Here is a 17368-nt window from a genome sequence, read left to right as displayed (position 1 = left end):
CATCCAGACAACTCCCAGCTGCTGGGAGCATACTGGGAATCGTGAATAAATCAGTACCTGAAGCCAAACTGCTTGTAGTCGATGACGAGCCGAATATCCGGGAACTGCTCTCCACTTCCCTGCGGTTCGCGGGATTCGATGTTGTCGCCGCCGCCAACGGACGCGACGCCCTCGCCGCAGCGGAAACACACAATCCAGACCTCGCCGTCCTCGACGTGATGCTGCCGGATATGGACGGCTTCACCGTCACCCGCCGGCTCCGCGCCGCTGGCCGCCACTTCCCCGTGGTCTTCCTGACGGCACGCGATGACACCGATGACAAGGTCACCGGCCTCACCGTGGGTGGTGACGATTACGTGACGAAGCCCTTCAGCCTCGACGAGGTGGTTGCCCGTATCCGCGCCGTCCTGCGCCGCACCCAGCCACACGATGACGACGGCGCCGTCATTCGTGTCGATGACCTCGAACTGGACGACGACGCCCACGAGGTGCGCCGCGGCGGGGAGGTCATCGACCTGTCCCCGACCGAATTCAAGCTCCTCCGCTACCTCATGATGAACCCGAACCGCGTCCTGTCCAAAGCGCAGATCCTCGATCACGTCTGGGAGTACGACTTCAACGGAGACGCCTCTATCGTGGAGTCCTACATCTCCTACCTGCGGCGCAAGATCGACAAGAACCCGGATGCCGCGGCGCTGATTCAGACCAAGCGCGGGGTCGGTTACCTGCTGCGCACCGCTGACAAGCGGTAACAAGCATCTTTGTACCCGCCGTGATACGTCGCTGGAAGTCTGCCTCCCTCCGCACGCAACTCATCGCCATCATGACCCTGCTCATGGTGTTCACGGTTGCCATCACGGGGATCGTGACCATCTCCCTGCTCCGCAACAGTCTCATAGTCCAGATGGACCAGGACATCGATGCCAACGCGCAGCTGGTGACCAACACCATCGGCACCATCGGCAGTGACACCAGTCAGGACCTTTCCCGCTTCTATGGCGTCTGGCTCGACTCCGACGGAAACGCTATCCGCGCAACCCACTCGTCTGCGCTCTACGAGGTTCCAAAACTTCCTCTACTCGATCACGAAGAAGTTGAGGAACGAGACGTGGAGGGCTTCACGGTTCCCGGGAGCAGGGGTGAGAGCGAGTGGCGCGTCATGGTGTTCCCGCTGCAGGCGGACAACACGTCGGTGGCTGTTGCCAGCCCCATGTCTACCCTGAACCAGACGGTGTCCGAAGCCGGGCGCATCATCTTCACAGTCGGACTCTTTTCAATTGCCGCGGCCTCGATCGTCGCCTACCTTGCGGTTACTCGGCAGTTCCGTCCGTTGAGCCGCGTCGAGCGGACAGCGGCGGCGATCGCCGCCGGCGACCTCTCACGCCGCGTCGAGGTTGAGCGTCCCGCCACCGAGGTGGGCAGGCTCTCCCGCTCCCTGAACGCCATGCTTGCGCACATCGAGTCTGCGTTTGCAGCCCGGATGGATTCAGAACGGAAAATGCGCCGCTTCGTCGCGGACGCTTCGCATGAACTTCGTACACCCCTGGTCACCATTCGCGGATTTTCCGAGCTGTACCGTCACGGTGCCCTCCAGAACGACGACGACGTCAAGGCCGCCATGGGCCGTATCGAGAGCGAAGCCAAGCGGATGGGCCAATTGGTCGAAGATCTGCTCACCCTGGCGCGCATCGACGAGCAGCGACCCCTCGAGTCGCAACCTCTCGACCTGCTGGTGCTGGGAAACGATGCCGCCATGGACGCCCGGGCCATCGCGCCGGAACGCACTATCCGTGTGATCGGCCTCGACGGTGGACCGGCGCGTCACGCCCCGACAGTCGGTGACGAGGCCCGCCTCCGCCAGGTCGTCGCAAACCTGATGACCAACGCCCTGCGGTATACGCCCGAAGGGTCGCCGATCGAGGTTGCCGTGGGCGTTGCCCCCGTGATCCACGGCCGAAGCGATTCGGTGATCGAGGTGCGCGACCACGGTCCCGGCATCTCCGAGGAAGACGCCGCGAGGGTCTTCGAGCGCTTTTACCGGGCAGACTCCTCACGCTACCGGGAAACCGGCGGTACCGGCCTTGGCCTGGCCATTGTCGCGGCGCTGGTTGCGCAGCATGATGGAAGCGTTCGGCTCGAGGACACCCCCGGCGGCGGCGCCACCTTATCCATTCGGCTGCCGCATGACACGGAAAGCACGCCGCCGGCAGACGACTGACGCGCGATTCTTGCAGGGGACCCCTCCTCCCCAGCCCCTTGGGTGCAGGCAAATTACCCACATTCCGCGGCCGAGGGCATGCGCTGCTACCGGTGCACTCTAACGTCGAAGGCGCAGTGCATACACAGCAGAAGCCCAGGAGGAACCATGACCTACTTCAACGTCAATACGGACTCGCTCGCCGCCAAGAGCACAGACGTGCAAAATACCATCGCCCGGCTCCAGGCAGAGGTCAATGCCATGCAGTCAGGGCTGAGGTCCCTTGAGTCCGAGTGGCAGGGTCAGGCCTCGCAGAACTTCCAGCAGCTGGTGACGGACTGGCGTGCAACCCAGCTCAAGGTCGAGGAATCGCTGACCAGCATCAACCAGGCTCTCGGCGTTGCAACCGAGCAGTACAGTCAGGCAGAGCTGAGCAACGCCCGCATGTTCATGCACTAGCCGAACCGGCCCACCCCCGAAGTTTTGTGCAGCTGCGGCGGCTTCCAGGCCGGAGAACCCGCCATAGCTGCACAAATCTTCCAGCACAGCCCAAAGGCCGGCCCCGTGAGGGACCGGCCTTTGGTGTAACTCTCTTCGCAGGTATTCCTGCTGGTGAGGCTGGGAAGCTTAGAAGCCGCCCATCCCGCCCATGCCGCCCATTTCGTCGCCGCCGCCTGCGGGAGCAGCCTTCTCAGGCTTGTCCGCGACAACAGCTTCGGTGGTGAGGAACAGGCCCGCAATGGAGGCAGCGTTCTGCAGTGCAGAGCGGGTAACCTTCACGGGGTCGTTCACGCCGGCAGCCAGGAGGTCCTCGTAATCGCCGGTCGCGGCGTTGAGGCCATGGCCGGCGGGCAGGCCGCGAACCTTCTCGATCACAACGCCGGGCTCGAGGCCAGCGTTGAAAGCGATCTGCTTGAGGGGAGCGTCGATGGCGATGCGAACGATGTTTGCACCGGTTGCCTCGTCGCCCTCAAGGTTGAGGTTGGCGAATGCCTTGGCGCCGGCCTGAATCAGGGCCACGCCGCCACCGGCAACAATGCCTTCTTCAACAGCAGCTTTTGCGTTGCGGACGGCGTCCTCAATGCGGTGCTTGCGCTCCTTGAGCTCAACCTCGGTTGCGGCTCCGGCCTTGATGACTGCAACGCCGCCTGCCAGCTTGGCCAGACGTTCCTGCAGCTTCTCGCGGTCGTAGTCCGAGTCGGAGTTCTCGATCTCGGCGCGGATCTGTGCAACCCGGCCGGCGATCTCCTCGGCGTTGCCTGCACCCTCAACGATGGTGGTCTCGTCCTTGGTGACGACAACCTTGCGTGCCTGGCCCAGAAGGTCCAGGGTTGCGTTCTCCAGCTTGAGGCCAACTTCCTCAGCGATGACCTGACCACCGGTGAGGATGGCGATGTCAGCCAGCTGAGCCTTGCGGCGGTCGCCGAAGCCCGGTGCCTTGACGGCAACGGACTTGAAGGTGCCGCGAATCTTGTTGACCACGAGGGTAGCCAGGGCTTCGCCCTCGATGTCTTCGGCGATGATCAGCAGCGGCTTGCCGGACTGCATGACCTTCTCAAGAACAGCGACGAGATCCTTGACGTTGGAGATCTTCGAGTTGACGATCAGGATGTAGGGGTCTTCAAGGACCGTCTCCTGGCGCTCTGCGTCGGTGACGAAGTAGCCGGAAATGTAACCCTTGTCGAAGCGCATACCCTCTGTGAGCTCAAGCTCGAGGCCAAAGGTGTTGGACTCCTCGACGGTGATGACGCCTTCCTTGCCCACCTTGTCGAGGGCTTCAGCGATGAGGTCACCGATCTGCTGGTCACCGGCGGAGATCGAAGCCGTAGCTGCGATCTCCTCCTTGGTCTCGATCTCCTTGGCGGAGGCGAGGAGCTCGGCGGTGACGGCGTCAACTGCCTTCTCGATTCCGCGCTTGAGGCTCAACGGATCAGCACCGGCGGCTACGTTGCGCAGGCCTTCCTTGACGAGCGCCTGGGCGAGGACGGTGGCGGTGGTGGTTCCGTCACCGGCGACGTCGTCGGTCTTCTTTGCAACTTCCTTGACCAGCTCGGCGCCGATCTTCTCGAACGGATCGTCGAGTTCGATCTCCTTGGCGATGGAAACGCCATCGTTGGTGATCGTGGGAGCGCCCCACTTCTTCTCAAGGACAACGTTGCGACCGCGGGGGCCCAGCGTAACCTTGACTGCGTCAGCGAGGATGTTCAATCCGCGCTCGAGGCCGCGGCGTGCCTCTTCATCAAAAGAAATGATCTTGGCCATAACGGCGTAGGTCCTTTCGGGACGGTCATGCGTATGCTGCTACCGGCCTGTGATGCCCGCGACGGACGGACTGATCCGGGAGGATCTCTGTACCTCCCCAACCAGCCCTCACCACAGAGGTTGCCTGGTTCACTCCCATTGTGGCGTCTTAGCAGTCGTCACACCAGAGTGCTAAGTCAATAATTAGCACTCACACACTGCGAGTGCAAGCTGTTTCGCCTTGGGGAAAACAACGACGACGGCGCACCAGCCCTGACAGGGGAAGCGCGCCGTCGTTGTTTGGTGTTGCTTGGGTTGCTCAGGATGCGAGCCGCACGGCCTCCGCCTGCGGGCCCTTCTGGCCTTCTCCGATTTCGAATTGGACCCGCTGGCCCTCATCGAGTGCACGGTAGCCCTCCATGTCTATTGCGGACCAGTGCACAAAGACATCCGCCCCGCCCTCATCGACAGTGATGAAGCCGTAGCCCTTTTCAGCGTTGAACCATTTCACGGTTCCCTGCGCCATGTTGTTCTCCCACTATGTAGATCCCCCGCTTAACTATTGACGGCGGGGCTGAGATACATCTAATCCCAGAACTCGAAAGCAGTGATGCGGAACACAGTGAATGTTATTGATCCTTAACCGGGCGGCTCACTGGAAGCCGGGGCCAACCACCACGGTGATATCGCCGAAACCCGCATTGCCCTGGACAGCGCCGATACCAAGGGCACCGGCGAGCGCCTCAGCCGTGGGGCGCTGCTCCTCTGCGTTGTAGAGCACGATGGACCCCTGCAGCTGCTGGCCGGACCAGTTGCCGATCTGGGTCACGTTCCAGCCATCCGCCTGCAGCCTGCCCGCCGCTGTGCTTGCCAGCCCGCTGACCGCGGTGGCGTTCAGCACGGCAACCGGCTGGGTGATGTCGACGACTGCTGCCGCTTCTGACGGCGAATCGGTTGCCTCGGCTGTCGGTTCCTCTTCGGTTGTCGGTTCCGAGCCGGCAGTCGACTCTTCCCCGGGAGTGGGTGCGGCACTGGGCGACACAGATTCCGTGGACTCCGCAGATTCACTGGCGTCTTCGCTGGGTTCGCCCGCCGCCCCCTCGGCCGTGATGGACGGCGTCGGCGCAGAACTGGTGCTCCCCGGAGTGACATCGCTGGCCTGCCCAAGCCCAAGGCGCGGAAAGAGGAAGTATGCGGCCAGGCCAACCGCGAGGACCAGGACTCCCGCAACAACCTTCAATGCCAGACCGCTAGATCGCGGAGGCACAATGCGCTCGCGGTGAACTCCCTGCCGGGCGGCGGATTCGGGAACCTGGTCGAATTCGTCGCGGGGGTATTGGGTCATGGTGCGGGGAATCCTTGGATTGGGTGGACGTGGGTGCTAGACATCGACGCCAAGACGGCGCGCTGATCGGGCGCGTTGGCGGGTTGTACGTAGTCTACGCAGTCTCTTCACGAGCATCGGGTCATGGGCAAGCGCGGCTTCTGTATCGATAAGCGCATTGAGGATCTGGTAATAGTGCGTGGCAGAGAGATCAAACAGCTCACGAATGGCCTGCTCTTTGGCCCCCGAGTATTTCCACCACTGTCTCTCGAGCTCAAGTATCCGCTCTTCCCGCTCACCCAGGCCTGACTCCCGCACGCCCGCTGCGTGGCCGTTCTGGTCTGTCTGCGCCGGTCCCTGCATGCTCACGACACACCGTCCAATCCACCGTTTCCGCCCAATTTACTTTCCCCATGGTAGTGGCGAATCACACCGTTGTCATTTACCCGCAGTGGAGCTTGAGTGCCCATCCGGGCAAAGATAGAACCATGAACGACGACGACGGCGGCACCACCCTGCCCATTCCTTCCAGCCCGGGCGCAACGCTGCCGTTCGCCGCTCCGGCGACGCTCGAGGAAATCATGGCTTCCGACTGGGCGGCTGCGCTTCAGCCCGTTCAACCACAGATTCACCAGCTGGCGCGGCGCCTGGCTCTCGAGCAAGCGGCCGGCGCCCACGTGCTGCCGCGCCCGGACCACATAATGCGGACCTTCACCTACCCACTCAATCACGTGAAGGTCATCATCGTCGGCCAGGACCCCTACCCCACTCCCGGGCACTCCGTCGGCCTGGCGTTCTCCGTTACCCGGCAAACCAAACTGCCGCGCAGCCTGGTCAACATTTACAGGGAGCTGTCTACGGATCTTGGGGCACCGGCACCCAGCCACGGTGACCTTTCGGGCTGGGCTGACGAGGGGGTCTTGCTGCTCAACCGGGTCCTCACAGTCCGAGCGGGGGAAACGGGTTCACACCGGAAGCTTGGCTGGAACGCAGTCACTGATGCCGCCGTCCGGGCTCTGGTTGCCCGTGACCAGCCGTTGGTTGCCATCCTGTGGGGCCGGGAGGCACAGCAGCTCAAGCCACTGTTGGGCTCTACGCCGCTCGTCGAGTCCGCTCACCCGAGTCCCTTATCAGCCTCCCGCGGATTCTTCGGCTCCCGGCCCTTCAGCCGGGCCAATGCGCTCCTCGCCGAACAGGGCGCCGAGCCGGTGAACTGGCTTCGCGGCTAGAGTCTCCGGATCATCTGCGTCGATTACGGCGTCGTTCGTTGCTGCTGAGCTTCTTGGTGAACGGCCGTGCCAGATTGTCACCCAGGACCACGCCGCCGGCGATGGCCAAAATGATGGTGAGAGCGTTGAACAGGCCGATGGCGCCAGCGCCGGTCACGTCCGTCTCGATTGTGAGGTCATACATCGACCGGAAAATCGTGAGCCCGGGGTAGAGGAACATCACCGCAGGCACGGCGACCACCAGCTGCGGTGCGCCCATCCGGAGGGCAACCACCCGCGCGAGCATGCCGATCAGGACAGCCGCAATGGCGGGCGCAAGCCGATAGCCGACGCCGAGGTTCACAACGAGCGAATAGAGCAGGAACCCGGCAGTTCCGATGAGGGAGGTCGGCACAACCAGGGCCATGTCCGTCTGCTCGGCAATGCAGATCATTGCAACCGCGATGAAGATGAGCACCGCAACCACCGGCAGCGGGTACAGGGAGCCGACCGACGACGTCACGTCAAGCTCAGGAACCCCGAGGAGGTTGCCGAGCACCAGCGCAACGGCGATGCCGGACACAATTCCTGCGAAGACGAGGAAGGCAGACAGGAACCTCCCTGCTGCAGTCACCGGGAATCCGTTGATCGCGTCCTGGGTTGCAGATACGAGCCTGCCGGTAGGCAGCAGCAGCAGAATCCCGCCGACCACAACCAGGGCGGGCGCGATCGGTACGTTCAGCGACCACAACAGCACTGCGGTCAACGTGACGAGGGCGGCCGAGGTGGCCGTCGCAAAAAATTCAGGCACCCGCCAACGCCCCAGCTGACGCGAGAGCAGGTCAACACCGATACAGCTTGCAAACGAGATCAGGGAGCCAAGCGGTCCGCCGCCGATGAACGCCACGATGGCCGCAGCGAAGACACCGAACGCGGCCGTGACCATCCAACGCGGGAAAGGCTTGGGCCGGTGGGTTATCCCGTCAAGGCGCCGGATGGCTTCGGAACGGTCCACCCCGCCGTCGACGACGTCGGTCACCAGCTGGTGGACCCGTGTCAGTCCCGCATAATTGTTGGTCCAGGACCGCACCACGCGCAGAACGGTTGTGGGGGTCTGGTCCTTCGCTGAGTAGTTGAGCACCACCGACTGGTTGGTGATGTCCACCTCGATGTTGTCGAGCCCGAAGGCTGCGGTCACGGCAATGATGCTCGTCTCGACTTCCAGCGCTCCGGCACCGTATCGGAACATCGTCTCAGCGAGACTGAGCGCGAAATCGAGCGTACGGCGGGCGCCGACGTCGGGGCCTCCCACCTGGATAGTGGGGTTGGCATAGGGACTGCCGGCGAGCCGCTCCACCAGGTTCATCGCCTGGGTGGGCGGAGATTCTCCCTGGACAAGGCGCCGAAGCATCTTGCGGGCGGCCAGCTGTGAACGGTCAGGGCGGGCGGATTGGGGGGTGATCGGCAGGGCATCGGTCGGGTTGGACTGCGGCCGGGCGGCTGCTTTCCGCGCGATTTTCGACTTGGCCTTGCCCGGTGATGCGGGCGACTTCACTACGGGAAGCTGTTCAGCCACCGGAGAGGGGTTGGTATCCGGGCTCCGGCGCTTGCCCGCACCGGTCTTGTCTGCCACTCTTATGCCCCTTTCCTGGCTCATGATCGCTCGTCGTGCCCGGGCCTGCTGTTTAGTAGAACGGTTGATTTGTGCGCCGCCAGTACACCTGACGCGTGATGCGTTCGCCCAGCTTCTGCCACGCACGGTACTTCATGGGACTGAGCACCTGGTCATAACAACCCACGAAGTCGGTGACCGTCTTGGTGAAGCTCGTCTTGAACAGGCCGAGACCGTGGTGCTGATGGCTCTTGTCCTTCAGCTGATCGCTAGGAGGGGTCCCGCAGAAGTCGTACTCAACAATATTGTGCTCGGCCTTGAGATCATTGATCGCCCTCCACTGAAGGAGATGCGAATCACCGTATTGCGAGCGGCCCGGCTTGGATCCACCGTCTTTGTAGGTGCCCTTGCGGCCGTAGTTGATGACGAAGGCGCCAACGGAAGGCTCGCCGTCCTCGTGCACAAAGTAGAGCCGACCCTGACCGGCGGAAACGAAGTTCGTCCAGAATCGCCGATAGTACTCGAACGAGCGGAGACGTGCCGCTGAGCGGTCCTCAATGTGCGCCATGAGGCGGTACATCGTGCGGAAATTCTCATCCGTGGGTTCCATCTGCTGCACGGTGACGCCCTCCCGCTCTGCCCGCCGGACGGCGTTGCGCCCACGCGAGTGCAGGTTGCGCAGCAGCTGGTTCGGTTCCGGGGTGGTGTCGAGGATGGCCGTGTGATCGTTGGGCTGGAGGTTGAAGGCCTTCACCAGACCGGCGCGCCGGAAGAGGGTGCGGACGCCGTCGTCGTCCTCAATGTCCGGCTCGATCTTGACTGCAAAGACTGCGAGCTTTGACTCCCGGATGAAGGACTTGCACGCGTCCAGGACCGCAGGAACATCCTCGGGGGCTGCCACATCCGGGCCCTTGATCAGGTACCAGAGGCTCCCGAGGAACGGGACCTTTTTCTCGAGGACGAGGTTGTAGGTGGTGTATCCGGCGGATGCGAACACGAGAAACAGGGGCTTCCAGCCATGGTGGGACTTGACCTCTGCAAACGCCGCCGACTGCAGGAGGTTGCCGCCGTTCGGATTGGCGGTGACCAGGGAATCCCAGTTTCCGCGTTCTTCCGCAGTGGCAAATCGCGCAGTAAACGTACCCATGGTCCTCAATCACAATTGGTCGGAAGGCGTCGATTCAGTGTAGCCGTTGGCACTGGCCGGATCCGGCGTCGCCCGCAGGTGCACTGTACCGCTGGACCCGGGGATGGATAGCATCGAAACCATGGAATTCAGATACCTCGGAAACAGCGGACTCAAGATCTCGGAGATCACTTACGGAAACTGGCTCACGCACGGCTCCCAGGTGGAGAATGACGTGGCCACGCAGTGTGTGCGTGCAGCCCTCGACGCCGGCATCAGCACCTTCGACACCGCGGACGTGTACGCCAACACCGCAGCCGAGACGGTCCTCGGGGAAGCCCTCAAGGGTGAGCGCAGGCAGTCCCTTGAAATCTTCACCAAGGTCTGGGGTCCGACCGGCCCCAAGGGTCATAACGACGCCGGTCTCTCCCGGAAGCACATCATGGAGTCGATCGACGGCTCGCTGACGCGCCTTCAAACAGACTATGTGGACCTTTACCAGGCCCACCGGTATGACCACGAGACTCCCCTCGAAGAGACCATGCAGGCGTTCGCCGACGTCGTCAGGCAGGGCAAGGCCCTCTACATCGGGGTCAGTGAGTGGACTGCGGAGCAGTTGCGCGCCGGGCACGGGCTTGCGAAGGAGTTGGGTTTCCAGCTCATCTCCAACCAACCGCAGTACTCCATGCTCTGGCGGGTCATCGAGGAGAAGGTAGTGCCGGCGTCGGAGGAACTCGGCATCTCCCAGATCGTGTGGTCCCCTGTCGCGCAGGGCGTCCTCACCGGCAAGTACAAGCCGGGTCAGGCACCGGAACAGGGTTCGCGAGCTGCCGATGACAAGGGCGGCGCGGACATGATCAAGCGCTGGATGTCTGATGAGGTCCTCACCGGAGTGCAGAAGCTGGAACCGCTCGCAGACGAGGCCGGGCTGAGCATGGCGCAGCTCTCTATCGCGTGGGTGCTCCAGAACCCCAACGTTGCCTCAGCAATCATCGGCGCGTCCCGCCCTGAGCAGGTCGAGTCCAACGTTGCGGCCGCCGGCGTCACGCTGGAGCCCGCCCTCATGAAGAAAATCGATGAAGCGATCGGGCACCTGGCCGAAACTGACGCGGCCAAGACAACTTCCCCTGACAAGCGGCCTGCGTGAGGCTCGCGGTCACGGGATCCAGCGGCAAACTGGGACGCAGTGTTGTTGCGGGTTTGACGGAGGCCGGACACGAGGTCCATGGATTCGACCTGCACGGCGAGCGCGGGCCTGGCTTCCTCTCAATCGACCTGACCAACTATGGTCACGTCGTCGATGCGCTGCTGGGAGTGGATGACCGGCACTCAGGTTTCGACGCCGTCGTCCATCTCGCTGCGATCCCCGCACCGGGGCTGCAGCCTGATTCCGCCACTTTCCACAACAACATGCTGGCGACCTACAACGTGTTCCAGGCCTGCCGGCGGGCGGGGATCCAGCGGATTGTCTACGCCTCCAGCGAGACAGTCCTCGGGCTTCCGTTCGACGAGGACCCGCCGTACATTCCGGTCGATGAGGAATATGACGCGCGGCCGGAGAGTACCTATTCCCTGGTAAAGCACCTCGAAGAACAGATGGCCATCCAGCTGACCCGCTGGGATCCCTCGCTGAGCATCACGGCGCTGCGGTTCTCCAATGTGATGGATCCGTCGGACTACGCCGAGTTTCCGACATTCGATTCGGATCCGCTGCTGAGGAAGTGGAATCTATGGGGATACATTGACGGCCGGGACGGAGCCCAGGCTGTGCTGCAGGCTCTGGAGAACGCGCGGAACGGCTTTGACCGGTTCATCATCGCGGCCGCCGATACCGTGATGAGCCGATCGAGCGCCTCGCTGGCCGCGGAGGTATTTCCCGGCGTAGAGCTGGTCAGGGAAGTCGGCGAACATGAAACGCTGCTCTCGATCGAGAAGGCACGGCGCCTACTGGGATTCGACCCGCAGCACAGCTGGCGGGATCACGCAGGCTGACGGCTCGGATGGGAGGCCTCCGGTATTGGGAGCTTCCCATCCGGCTGGCCTCGACCTTGAATGATCAGTAGGCTTACATTCACGGGAGCACCTCCCGGAATGCAATCGTCGAAAGGACCGGTCATGACTGAGAATCTTCCCGATGAGGAATTGCACGTTGTCGGCGAGGAGCCTGACGCCGTGAACGAGTCGATCGCGCCCGAGGCGCTCGATCCCGTGCAGGACGGCCAACCGGACGGCTATCCCACAGCTGCCGAGAATGATCCGGATAACTGGCAGCAGGATCCACTGCTGCAGGATGAGCCCGGAGCCGGCACGATTGCCGAGGAAAGCGATCAGAGCCTTCGCGATGATACCGAGGAAGCGCGCTTCCGTGACGGTGAAGAGCAGGTGCCGCCGGAAGAACCTACCATCGGCGAAGCCGCATCCGACGTCGATTTCGGTGATCCCATGAGCAGCGAGGAAGTCGACGCGAGTGATGACGAGGCGAACTTCGGAGGGTCCCCCTTGAGCCAGTTCGAGCCTGAGGACCTGGACCGATAGTTACCCAGGGGCTGCAGGGCCAGTGCCCGTAGACTGGAACCGTGAAAAAAATCGCTGCACTGTCCCTGCTCATCCCTCTGGGCGCCCTGTTGGTGGGCTGCAATCAAATTGAGGAAACTGCCGGTGAGATAGCCAGTGATGCGGCATCGCAGGTGGCCGGCGCCGCCGCGGAAGAAGTCCAGTCACAGGTGTGTTCACTCGTCAGCGACGGAAACGTCAGCGCTGGAGATCGCGAACTGCTCGGCGGATTGGTTGACGCCGCAGAGACCGCGGGTGTTCCTGCCGAGATCACCGGCCCGCTTCGCGACATCGCTGCAGCCGGCGATCAGGTTCCGGCAGAGTCGGTGGAAGCGCTGAATGAGGCGTGTGCGCCGTCGTCGTAAGCCGGTGATGTCGCGTTTAGGTGTCAATTGTCCATCAACTGTTCTATTGACTGCCCGCTAGCAGTAACTTTGCCCTATGAGAGGCGGCTCAGCCAGGGTCGTACGTGAGGCGACTGCTTACCAGGACGCGGTATCGCGTTCCGTGAGGGCGGCCTGCGCCAAGTGGGTTGCCATCGAGTTGGAGTTCGGGCTGCTGAGCGGCGCCGACGTTGACGCGCTGCTGGGGCCACACTGGCCACCCGCCGGGTGCCTCGCAGCCGAACGCAGGATCCTCGGCGTCGCGACGAAGGCCGGTCGTGTCCTGTACCCCGGATTCCAGTTCGACTCAACGGCGCACACAGTGCGTCCGATCCTCGCCGAAGTAGCCCAGATCGGGCTCGACGCAGGCTGGAAGGATCGCCACATCCTGCAATGGTTCGTTGCACCGAACGGCTCGCTTCACGGGGATCGGCCCGTGGATCTTCTCGATGACAGGGAGCGCCTCCTCGCAGCGGTCCATGCGGATCTGGAGACCGTGTGGTGAGGGGTTTGGCGATCATTCTGGCAGCCTGCCTGCTCTTGCTCACCGGCTGTGGCGCGGTGGCAACGCCCGGCGCGAGCCCCGGCGAAGTGCCGCTTCCCCCCGCTTCCCAGGAGCTGATTGGGCAGGGCATGGTGATTTCGGACGAAGACGGTCCCGCGATGCTGTGCCTCGGACCCGTGATGGAGTCCTATCCCCCGCAGTGTTCCGGCCCCGAAGTCATCGGCTGGGACTGGGAAGCGGTGAAGCTGTGGGAGAGAGCAGGGGGTGTGACCTGGGGGACCTACGCCGTGCACGGAACCTGGAACGGCGAGACCTTCACTCTCACACGTCCGCCGACCCCGCTGGCGCTTTATGACCCTCCCGCAAATATCGATCCGCGTACCGAACCTGCGAATTCGGGCGCAGGAAACCACGCGGAGCTGGAAGCAGTGCAACAGGACCTCCTCGAGACGGCGGGCGAGAGGATACTCACCTCGTGGATCGAGAACGGTTACGTGTTTGTCACGGTCGTGTATGACGACGGCACGCTGCAGGATTCCTATGACGCCAGCTACGGGGAGAACATGGTGGCGGTTCAATCGGCCCTGCAGCCGGTGAACCCTGATTGATCCGTAACTCGCCGAGCGGGTCCCGCGAAATTGTCAGAGGCACGACGTATTTTGATCGCATGAACATCTCAACGTCTCCTTCGAGTACTTTCACAGGTAACCTTCGCCACCCCGAGAGGGGGCGGAGATACACCATTGACGAACTCCGCGAGCTTGCCGATCAGGGTGATGCGTGGGCACTCTGCCAGGTCGATCAGTGGGAGCGCGAGTTCGCCAACGAATACGCGGGAACCCTGACGGAGCAGTGCACGGACCACAGCTGTGAAGGCTTCGGTGAACCCGTGGACGTGTGCTTCGGCCAGGACGGAGAGCCGATCGACGTAGACCACGGCGATTGGGGACACGCAGTCAGCCGGCTCCGCGCCGCCTGATTTTCCCGTTCGCGGACTGCATCCATCTTCCGGACACCCACTCCGGGCAGATCCGGTCGAGCGGATGGATCTGGAGAACCCGACGCATACGAAGTGGCTGAGCGCGGATACAGTGGAGATATGTACCTCGATCATCCGCAAGCCCTGGCCGACGATGCGGTTCTCGAGAACCGCCGATCCATGCTGGCAACCGCCCCGCACATTCAAAGCCTGGAGCAGTGGCGAGCCAGCTACACGGCCACCAGGTCAACCCCTGTACCGCACTTTGACCCGGCAGACGCGGGAGATCAGGCCCGCGTGCTTTTCGTGCTGGACCGCCCACAGGAGGAAGTGCTCTCCGAAAGCGGCACCGGTTTTGTATCCGTCGACAACCCGGACAGCGCCGCTGAGCGCTGCTGGATAGAACGCGATTCAGCCGGCCTGCATGAAGGCGTCCTGATGTGGAACATGGTCCCGTTCCTCGTGTCGAATCCCAATGCCGACAACCGCACGGCCGGCGCCAAGGCGTTGGGTTCGGTCCTGCGCCTCCTGCCGCGACTCGAGGTGGTGCTGCTCTGCAGCGATGCCGTGCAGCAGACCTGGGACAAGCACCTGCAGGATCGCGTCCCCCGCGTCACCGTCATCAAAGCTCCCGGCGTAGGTCCCCAGTCCCTGTCCCGCAAGACCAAACAGGATGAGCTGCGTAAGGCCGTCGAGCGCGCCAAGCGCCTCGTGGGCTGACTGGCGCTCTGGTTCCAACGGAATAGGGCACGCGCTCAACCGTACGTAGCCCGCTGGGAAGCGCTAGGAAGGCTTGACCTCTTCGTGCTGGTCCTTCCACACGGTAGCTGTCCGGTGGCCTGGATTCAGATAAACGTGATTCTGCGCGATCACGGTTTCAGCCTTGGTTGTTGTTACGGTCCACGTTCCTGGACACGTCTTGCACTTGATGGTTCCCATATCCGCCCCCGATGAGTCCTTTTGCACTGCGTAATCTCAGCATCTGCCGCAGACACTTCAAGCGTCAAGGGCTTCCATCAAGTCATGAGAGTAACTTGCACGGGTCTTGAGATTACCTTTCAGTAACCATCGGCACCCGTACCCGTGCGAGTCCGTAGTGACACACTGATCCCATGGCAGCGGTACTTTTGGGGTGGAACCCGGACACGAGTCACTGGAGCGGACCTTATGCATCAGCTGTCGCCGAGGTGCGGAACTCCGGCGGGCATCTGGAACAGTGGTTTCTCAATGACGGAATGATGCTTCCCACCGGAACTGAGGTCTGGTTGCTCGTACAGGGAACGGGGCCCAACAGGCGGGGTCTGATTGGGCATGGCGTCACGGTGGGTGAACCGATTGCGGTCACGTACCTCGATCCGGAGGCCTCGGGCAGTCGGCTGTCTGTCACAGTTCAATTCGACCTCCTGCTGCCGGAAGGGGAACAGTTGCACACCGATGAGCTCGCGGTTCGTGCCCCGGAAATTGACTGGGACGCCGCTGCTGATTCGTTCTGGCACATCCCGCCGGACACCGAGTCGGCAGTGAGAGACGCCTGGTCCGGCCATGTGGTGGACAGCGTATGTCAACACGCAGACACCGTGGATCCAGTCCCCGGCTCCTACCCGGAGCACGCGCTGCAGCGGATACCCGTCAACCGGCATGAACGCGATCCCGAGGCAAAAGCGGTAGCGATTGCTCATCTCGGGTCCAGCTGTCACGCGTGCGGCTTTGACTTCGAGGCTACGTATGGGCCGCCGGGCGCAGGTTTCAGCCATGTCCATCACACAGTGCCTGCTGCAGGTCTTCGGCCAGATTATGAGATCGACCCGATCATCGACCTCGTACCCCTTTGCCCGAACTGCCACTACATGGCGCACCGCAGGGTCCCCACCCCGTATACCGTCGCTGAACTGCGCGCAATGGTTGCAGCGGCCGGCCATCTGCCGGGAATCATAGTCACCGCGGAACAGGAGCAAGCACAGAACGATGCACGAGCGATTAGCGGAAGTATCTCGATCTCTGGGGAGCAAACCGGACAGTATGTCGAGCAGTCCGGACACAATAGAGCGGAATAATGCACCGTTTTGTCCAGGTTGCTCTGAGTTCCGGCTGAGCTGGTGGAGCCCCCTGTCGGATTCGAACCGACGACCCCCGCTTTACAAGAGCGGTGCTCTGGCCAACTGAGCTAAGGAGGCGGACTGGCTGAGCCAGCGGGCGCCGTCGTCGTTATCCAACTTCAACAGCGCTAGACAAGGTTAGCCCAGCGCCGCCGCCAGCGGGAAATCAACCGGGTCTCAGAGATCCTCAGTTCTTCGCTTCAATCTGCTCCTGGGTGACCGTGGCGAAGTCGGATACCGCATCCGGCACTTCTTCGCCGTCCACGAAAACCGTTGGAGTCCCGCTGACGCCATAGGTCTCTGCTGCCTGGGTGCCGAACTTCACCCATGGTCGGAAGGTATCTTCCTCCAGGCAGGCGGAGATGTCGCCGGCCCCGGCGGTTGCTGCCATCTCGGCGAGTTCCCCATCGGAGAGCTCGCCGTTCTCGAAGTTGCCGAACAAGGCTGCAGAGAAGTCCCAGTAGGCCCGCGGCGAGGTGTCCGCCACACAGGCAAGCGCCGCAGCACCGCGGGACGAATACTCCGTCTGCGAATTGGGATCCAGGTATGCCACATTCCGGTACTCGAACGTGATGGCGCCCTCATCCAGCCAGGTCTGAATTTGCTCGGCATGCGTCTGCTCGAAGTTGGCGCAGTGCACGCAGTTCACGTCGACGTATGCCACAACCTGTACAGGCTGGTCAGTAGCAGACGCCTCGACGCCGGGCGGAGGATCCGCTGCGTTCGGGGCTTCATCAGGGAGGGACGCGACGTCGACCGTTTCAAGGGACGTTGTTGCCAGCTCCGTTGTGGAGGTCAGAGTGATACCGCCGTACTCATTGCCATGCGCAGGAGCCGGGCCGGCATCGGGAACCTGACTCCGAAGGTTTCCGGCAAAGATCAACCCAACGATCACAAGGATTGCAACGATAGCGGCAACAACGCCCCACTTGATGAGGAACGATGCACGCTTCTCACGGCGCTCCCGCTCCTCCACCACCCGCCGTGCCTGCTCCCGCGACTCTGACTTCCGTTGTGCCTTGCTCGGTCTGGGGTTGCTGGAAGTCATCAGTCCTCATTGCTCACTCGGTTACGCGTCCTACCATTTTAGGTGATGCTGCTGCCCGCTCCCCCTACCCACCCAACCGGCTAAAGTCGTCAGTAG

At 62.6% G+C, this 17368-nt stretch carries 21 protein-coding genes and 1 tRNA gene; 13 read left to right on the top strand and 9 right to left on the bottom strand.

Annotated elements, in window-relative coordinates:
• Window positions 1-41 precede the first annotated feature (41 nt).
• From ACZ2GY_RS02505 to ACZ2GY_RS02495, 3 genes are all read left to right on the top strand, one after another.
• Entirely contained in the window at window positions 42-752 is a 711-nt protein-coding gene (locus tag ACZ2GY_RS02505; RefSeq protein ID WP_056550000.1) for a response regulator transcription factor, read from the top strand.
• A 20-nt stretch (window positions 753-772) separates the two neighbouring features.
• Complete coding sequence (locus tag ACZ2GY_RS02500) at window positions 773-2218, top strand: sensor histidine kinase (protein WP_471672886.1); 1446 nt, start codon at window positions 773-775, stop codon at window positions 2216-2218.
• Between the two features lie 147 nt (window positions 2219-2365).
• The gene (locus tag ACZ2GY_RS02495) at window positions 2366-2656 is read left to right on the top strand and encodes a WXG100 family type VII secretion target (RefSeq protein ID WP_471672885.1); all 291 of its coding nucleotides are present in this window, start codon (window positions 2366-2368) and stop codon (window positions 2654-2656) included.
• Window positions 2657-2824: 168 nt separating this feature from the next.
• Here ACZ2GY_RS02495 and groL read toward each other — a convergent pair whose 3' ends face one another.
• The 4 genes from groL to ACZ2GY_RS02475 all read right to left on the bottom strand — a co-directional run bounded on the left by groL (window position 2825) and on the right by ACZ2GY_RS02475 (window position 6125).
• Window positions 2825-4459 carry a chaperonin GroEL gene (gene groL, locus ACZ2GY_RS02490; RefSeq protein WP_204534288.1) on the bottom strand — a complete coding sequence of 545 codons (1635 nt, stop codon included), beginning with the start codon at window positions 4457-4459 and terminating at the stop codon, window positions 2825-2827.
• A 298-nt stretch (window positions 4460-4757) separates the two neighbouring features.
• The gene (locus tag ACZ2GY_RS02485) at window positions 4758-4964 is read right to left on the bottom strand and encodes a cold-shock protein (protein ID WP_056549990.1); all 207 of its coding nucleotides are present in this window, start codon (window positions 4962-4964) and stop codon (window positions 4758-4760) included.
• Between the two features lie 126 nt (window positions 4965-5090).
• Window positions 5091-5783 (bottom strand): LytR C-terminal domain-containing protein, encoded by a 693-nt coding sequence (locus ACZ2GY_RS02480; protein WP_471672884.1) that lies wholly within the window; start codon window positions 5781-5783, stop codon window positions 5091-5093.
• A 36-nt stretch (window positions 5784-5819) separates the two neighbouring features.
• Window positions 5820-6125, bottom strand: a complete 306-nt coding sequence (locus ACZ2GY_RS02475; RefSeq protein ID WP_056550316.1) for a DUF3263 domain-containing protein — start codon at window positions 6123-6125, stop codon at window positions 5820-5822.
• Window positions 6126-6250: 125 nt separating this feature from the next.
• On the opposite strand from ACZ2GY_RS02475, the gene ACZ2GY_RS02470 reads away from it, so the two are divergent.
• Window positions 6251-6991, top strand: a complete 741-nt coding sequence (locus ACZ2GY_RS02470) for a uracil-DNA glycosylase (protein ID WP_346028721.1) — start codon at window positions 6251-6253, stop codon at window positions 6989-6991.
• 10 nt (window positions 6992-7001) lie between these two features.
• On the opposite strand, the gene ACZ2GY_RS02465 is transcribed toward ACZ2GY_RS02470, so the two are convergent.
• Window positions 7002-8627: a threonine/serine exporter family protein gene (locus ACZ2GY_RS02465; protein ID WP_471672883.1), complete on the bottom strand. Its 1626-nt coding sequence runs from the start codon at window positions 8625-8627 to the stop codon at window positions 7002-7004.
• Window positions 8628-8655: 28 nt separating this feature from the next.
• Window positions 8656-9729: a lipid II:glycine glycyltransferase FemX gene (locus ACZ2GY_RS02460; protein ID WP_471672882.1), complete on the bottom strand. Its 1074-nt coding sequence runs from the start codon at window positions 9727-9729 to the stop codon at window positions 8656-8658.
• A 121-nt stretch (window positions 9730-9850) separates the two neighbouring features.
• Between ACZ2GY_RS02460 and ACZ2GY_RS02455 the strand changes: the two genes are divergently transcribed.
• The 8 genes from ACZ2GY_RS02455 (at window position 9851) to ACZ2GY_RS02420 (ending at window position 14848) form a co-directional block, all read left to right on the top strand.
• Complete coding sequence (locus ACZ2GY_RS02455; RefSeq protein ID WP_346028724.1) at window positions 9851-10855, top strand: aldo/keto reductase family protein; 1005 nt, start codon at window positions 9851-9853, stop codon at window positions 10853-10855.
• Window positions 10852-11700 (top strand): NAD-dependent epimerase/dehydratase family protein, encoded by an 849-nt coding sequence (locus ACZ2GY_RS02450; protein WP_471672881.1) that lies wholly within the window; start codon window positions 10852-10854, stop codon window positions 11698-11700. The genes ACZ2GY_RS02455 and ACZ2GY_RS02450 overlap by 4 nt, the downstream gene beginning before the upstream one ends.
• A gap of 123 nt (window positions 11701-11823) precedes the next feature.
• Window positions 11824-12243 (top strand): hypothetical protein, encoded by a 420-nt coding sequence (locus ACZ2GY_RS02445; RefSeq protein ID WP_277359114.1) that lies wholly within the window; start codon window positions 11824-11826, stop codon window positions 12241-12243.
• A 41-nt stretch (window positions 12244-12284) separates the two neighbouring features.
• Window positions 12285-12626, top strand: coding sequence for a hypothetical protein (locus ACZ2GY_RS02440; protein ID WP_471672880.1), 342 nt, complete (start codon window positions 12285-12287; stop codon window positions 12624-12626).
• A gap of 76 nt (window positions 12627-12702) precedes the next feature.
• Entirely contained in the window at window positions 12703-13149 is a 447-nt protein-coding gene (locus ACZ2GY_RS02435; protein ID WP_056549972.1) for a hypothetical protein, read from the top strand.
• Window positions 13150-13154: 5 nt separating this feature from the next.
• Entirely contained in the window at window positions 13155-13757 is a 603-nt protein-coding gene (locus ACZ2GY_RS02430; protein ID WP_346028727.1) for a hypothetical protein, read from the top strand.
• A gap of 59 nt (window positions 13758-13816) precedes the next feature.
• On the top strand, window positions 13817-14128 hold the full coding sequence (locus ACZ2GY_RS02425; RefSeq protein WP_277359112.1) for a hypothetical protein: 312 nt from the start codon (window positions 13817-13819) through the stop codon (window positions 14126-14128).
• Between the two features lie 93 nt (window positions 14129-14221).
• Window positions 14222-14848, top strand: coding sequence for a uracil-DNA glycosylase family protein (locus ACZ2GY_RS02420; RefSeq protein WP_471672879.1), 627 nt, complete (start codon window positions 14222-14224; stop codon window positions 14846-14848).
• A 63-nt stretch (window positions 14849-14911) separates the two neighbouring features.
• Here ACZ2GY_RS02420 and ACZ2GY_RS02415 read toward each other — a convergent pair whose 3' ends face one another.
• Window positions 14912-15067: a hypothetical protein gene (locus tag ACZ2GY_RS02415; protein ID WP_471672878.1), complete on the bottom strand. Its 156-nt coding sequence runs from the start codon at window positions 15065-15067 to the stop codon at window positions 14912-14914.
• A 173-nt stretch (window positions 15068-15240) separates the two neighbouring features.
• Between ACZ2GY_RS02415 and ACZ2GY_RS02410 the strand changes: the two genes are divergently transcribed.
• Entirely contained in the window at window positions 15241-16182 is a 942-nt protein-coding gene (locus ACZ2GY_RS02410; RefSeq protein WP_346028729.1) for an HNH endonuclease, read from the top strand.
• Window positions 16183-16225: 43 nt separating this feature from the next.
• Here ACZ2GY_RS02410 and ACZ2GY_RS02405 read toward each other — a convergent pair.
• Both ACZ2GY_RS02405 and ACZ2GY_RS02400 read right to left on the bottom strand, forming a co-directional pair.
• A tRNA-Thr gene (locus tag ACZ2GY_RS02405) sits at window positions 16226-16302 on the bottom strand.
• A gap of 109 nt (window positions 16303-16411) precedes the next feature.
• The gene (locus tag ACZ2GY_RS02400; protein ID WP_471672877.1) at window positions 16412-17272 is read right to left on the bottom strand and encodes a DsbA family protein; all 861 of its coding nucleotides are present in this window, start codon (window positions 17270-17272) and stop codon (window positions 16412-16414) included.
• Window positions 17273-17368: the final 96 nt, after the last annotated feature.

The organism is Arthrobacter sp. KKT183 (assembly GCF_055657625.1).
The sequence above is the reverse complement of the archived record's forward strand: the minus strand, read 5'-3'. Positions and strand labels throughout refer to the sequence as shown.

Coding starts and splice junctions, on each gene's coding strand:
- ACZ2GY_RS02495 (WP_471672885.1), top strand. CDS start 2,366: ATGACCTACTTCAACGTCAATACGGACTCGCTCGCCGCCAAGAGCACA.
- groL (WP_204534288.1), bottom strand. CDS start 4,459: ATGGCCAAGATCATTTCTTTTGATGAAGAGGCACGCCGCGGCCTCGAG.
- ACZ2GY_RS02485 (WP_056549990.1), bottom strand. CDS start 4,964: ATGGCGCAGGGAACCGTGAAATGGTTCAACGCTGAAAAGGGCTACGGC.
- ACZ2GY_RS02480 (WP_471672884.1), bottom strand. CDS start 5,783: ATGACCCAATACCCCCGCGACGAATTCGACCAGGTTCCCGAATCCGCC.
- ACZ2GY_RS02475 (WP_056550316.1), bottom strand. CDS start 6,125: ATGCAGGGACCGGCGCAGACAGACCAGAACGGCCACGCAGCGGGCGTG.
- ACZ2GY_RS02470 (WP_346028721.1), top strand. CDS start 6,251: ATGAACGACGACGACGGCGGCACCACCCTGCCCATTCCTTCCAGCCCG.
- ACZ2GY_RS02465 (WP_471672883.1), bottom strand. CDS start 8,627: ATGAGCCAGGAAAGGGGCATAAGAGTGGCAGACAAGACCGGTGCGGGC.
- ACZ2GY_RS02460 (WP_471672882.1), bottom strand. CDS start 9,729: ATGGGTACGTTTACTGCGCGATTTGCCACTGCGGAAGAACGCGGAAAC.
- ACZ2GY_RS02455 (WP_346028724.1), top strand. CDS start 9,851: ATGGAATTCAGATACCTCGGAAACAGCGGACTCAAGATCTCGGAGATC.
- ACZ2GY_RS02445 (WP_277359114.1), top strand. CDS start 11,824: ATGACTGAGAATCTTCCCGATGAGGAATTGCACGTTGTCGGCGAGGAG.
- ACZ2GY_RS02435 (WP_056549972.1), top strand. CDS start 12,703: ATGAGAGGCGGCTCAGCCAGGGTCGTACGTGAGGCGACTGCTTACCAG.
- ACZ2GY_RS02425 (WP_277359112.1), top strand. CDS start 13,817: ATGAACATCTCAACGTCTCCTTCGAGTACTTTCACAGGTAACCTTCGC.
- ACZ2GY_RS02415 (WP_471672878.1), bottom strand. CDS start 15,067: ATGGGAACCATCAAGTGCAAGACGTGTCCAGGAACGTGGACCGTAACA.
- ACZ2GY_RS02410 (WP_346028729.1), top strand. CDS start 15,241: ATGGCAGCGGTACTTTTGGGGTGGAACCCGGACACGAGTCACTGGAGC.
- ACZ2GY_RS02400 (WP_471672877.1), bottom strand. CDS start 17,272: ATGACTTCCAGCAACCCCAGACCGAGCAAGGCACAACGGAAGTCAGAG.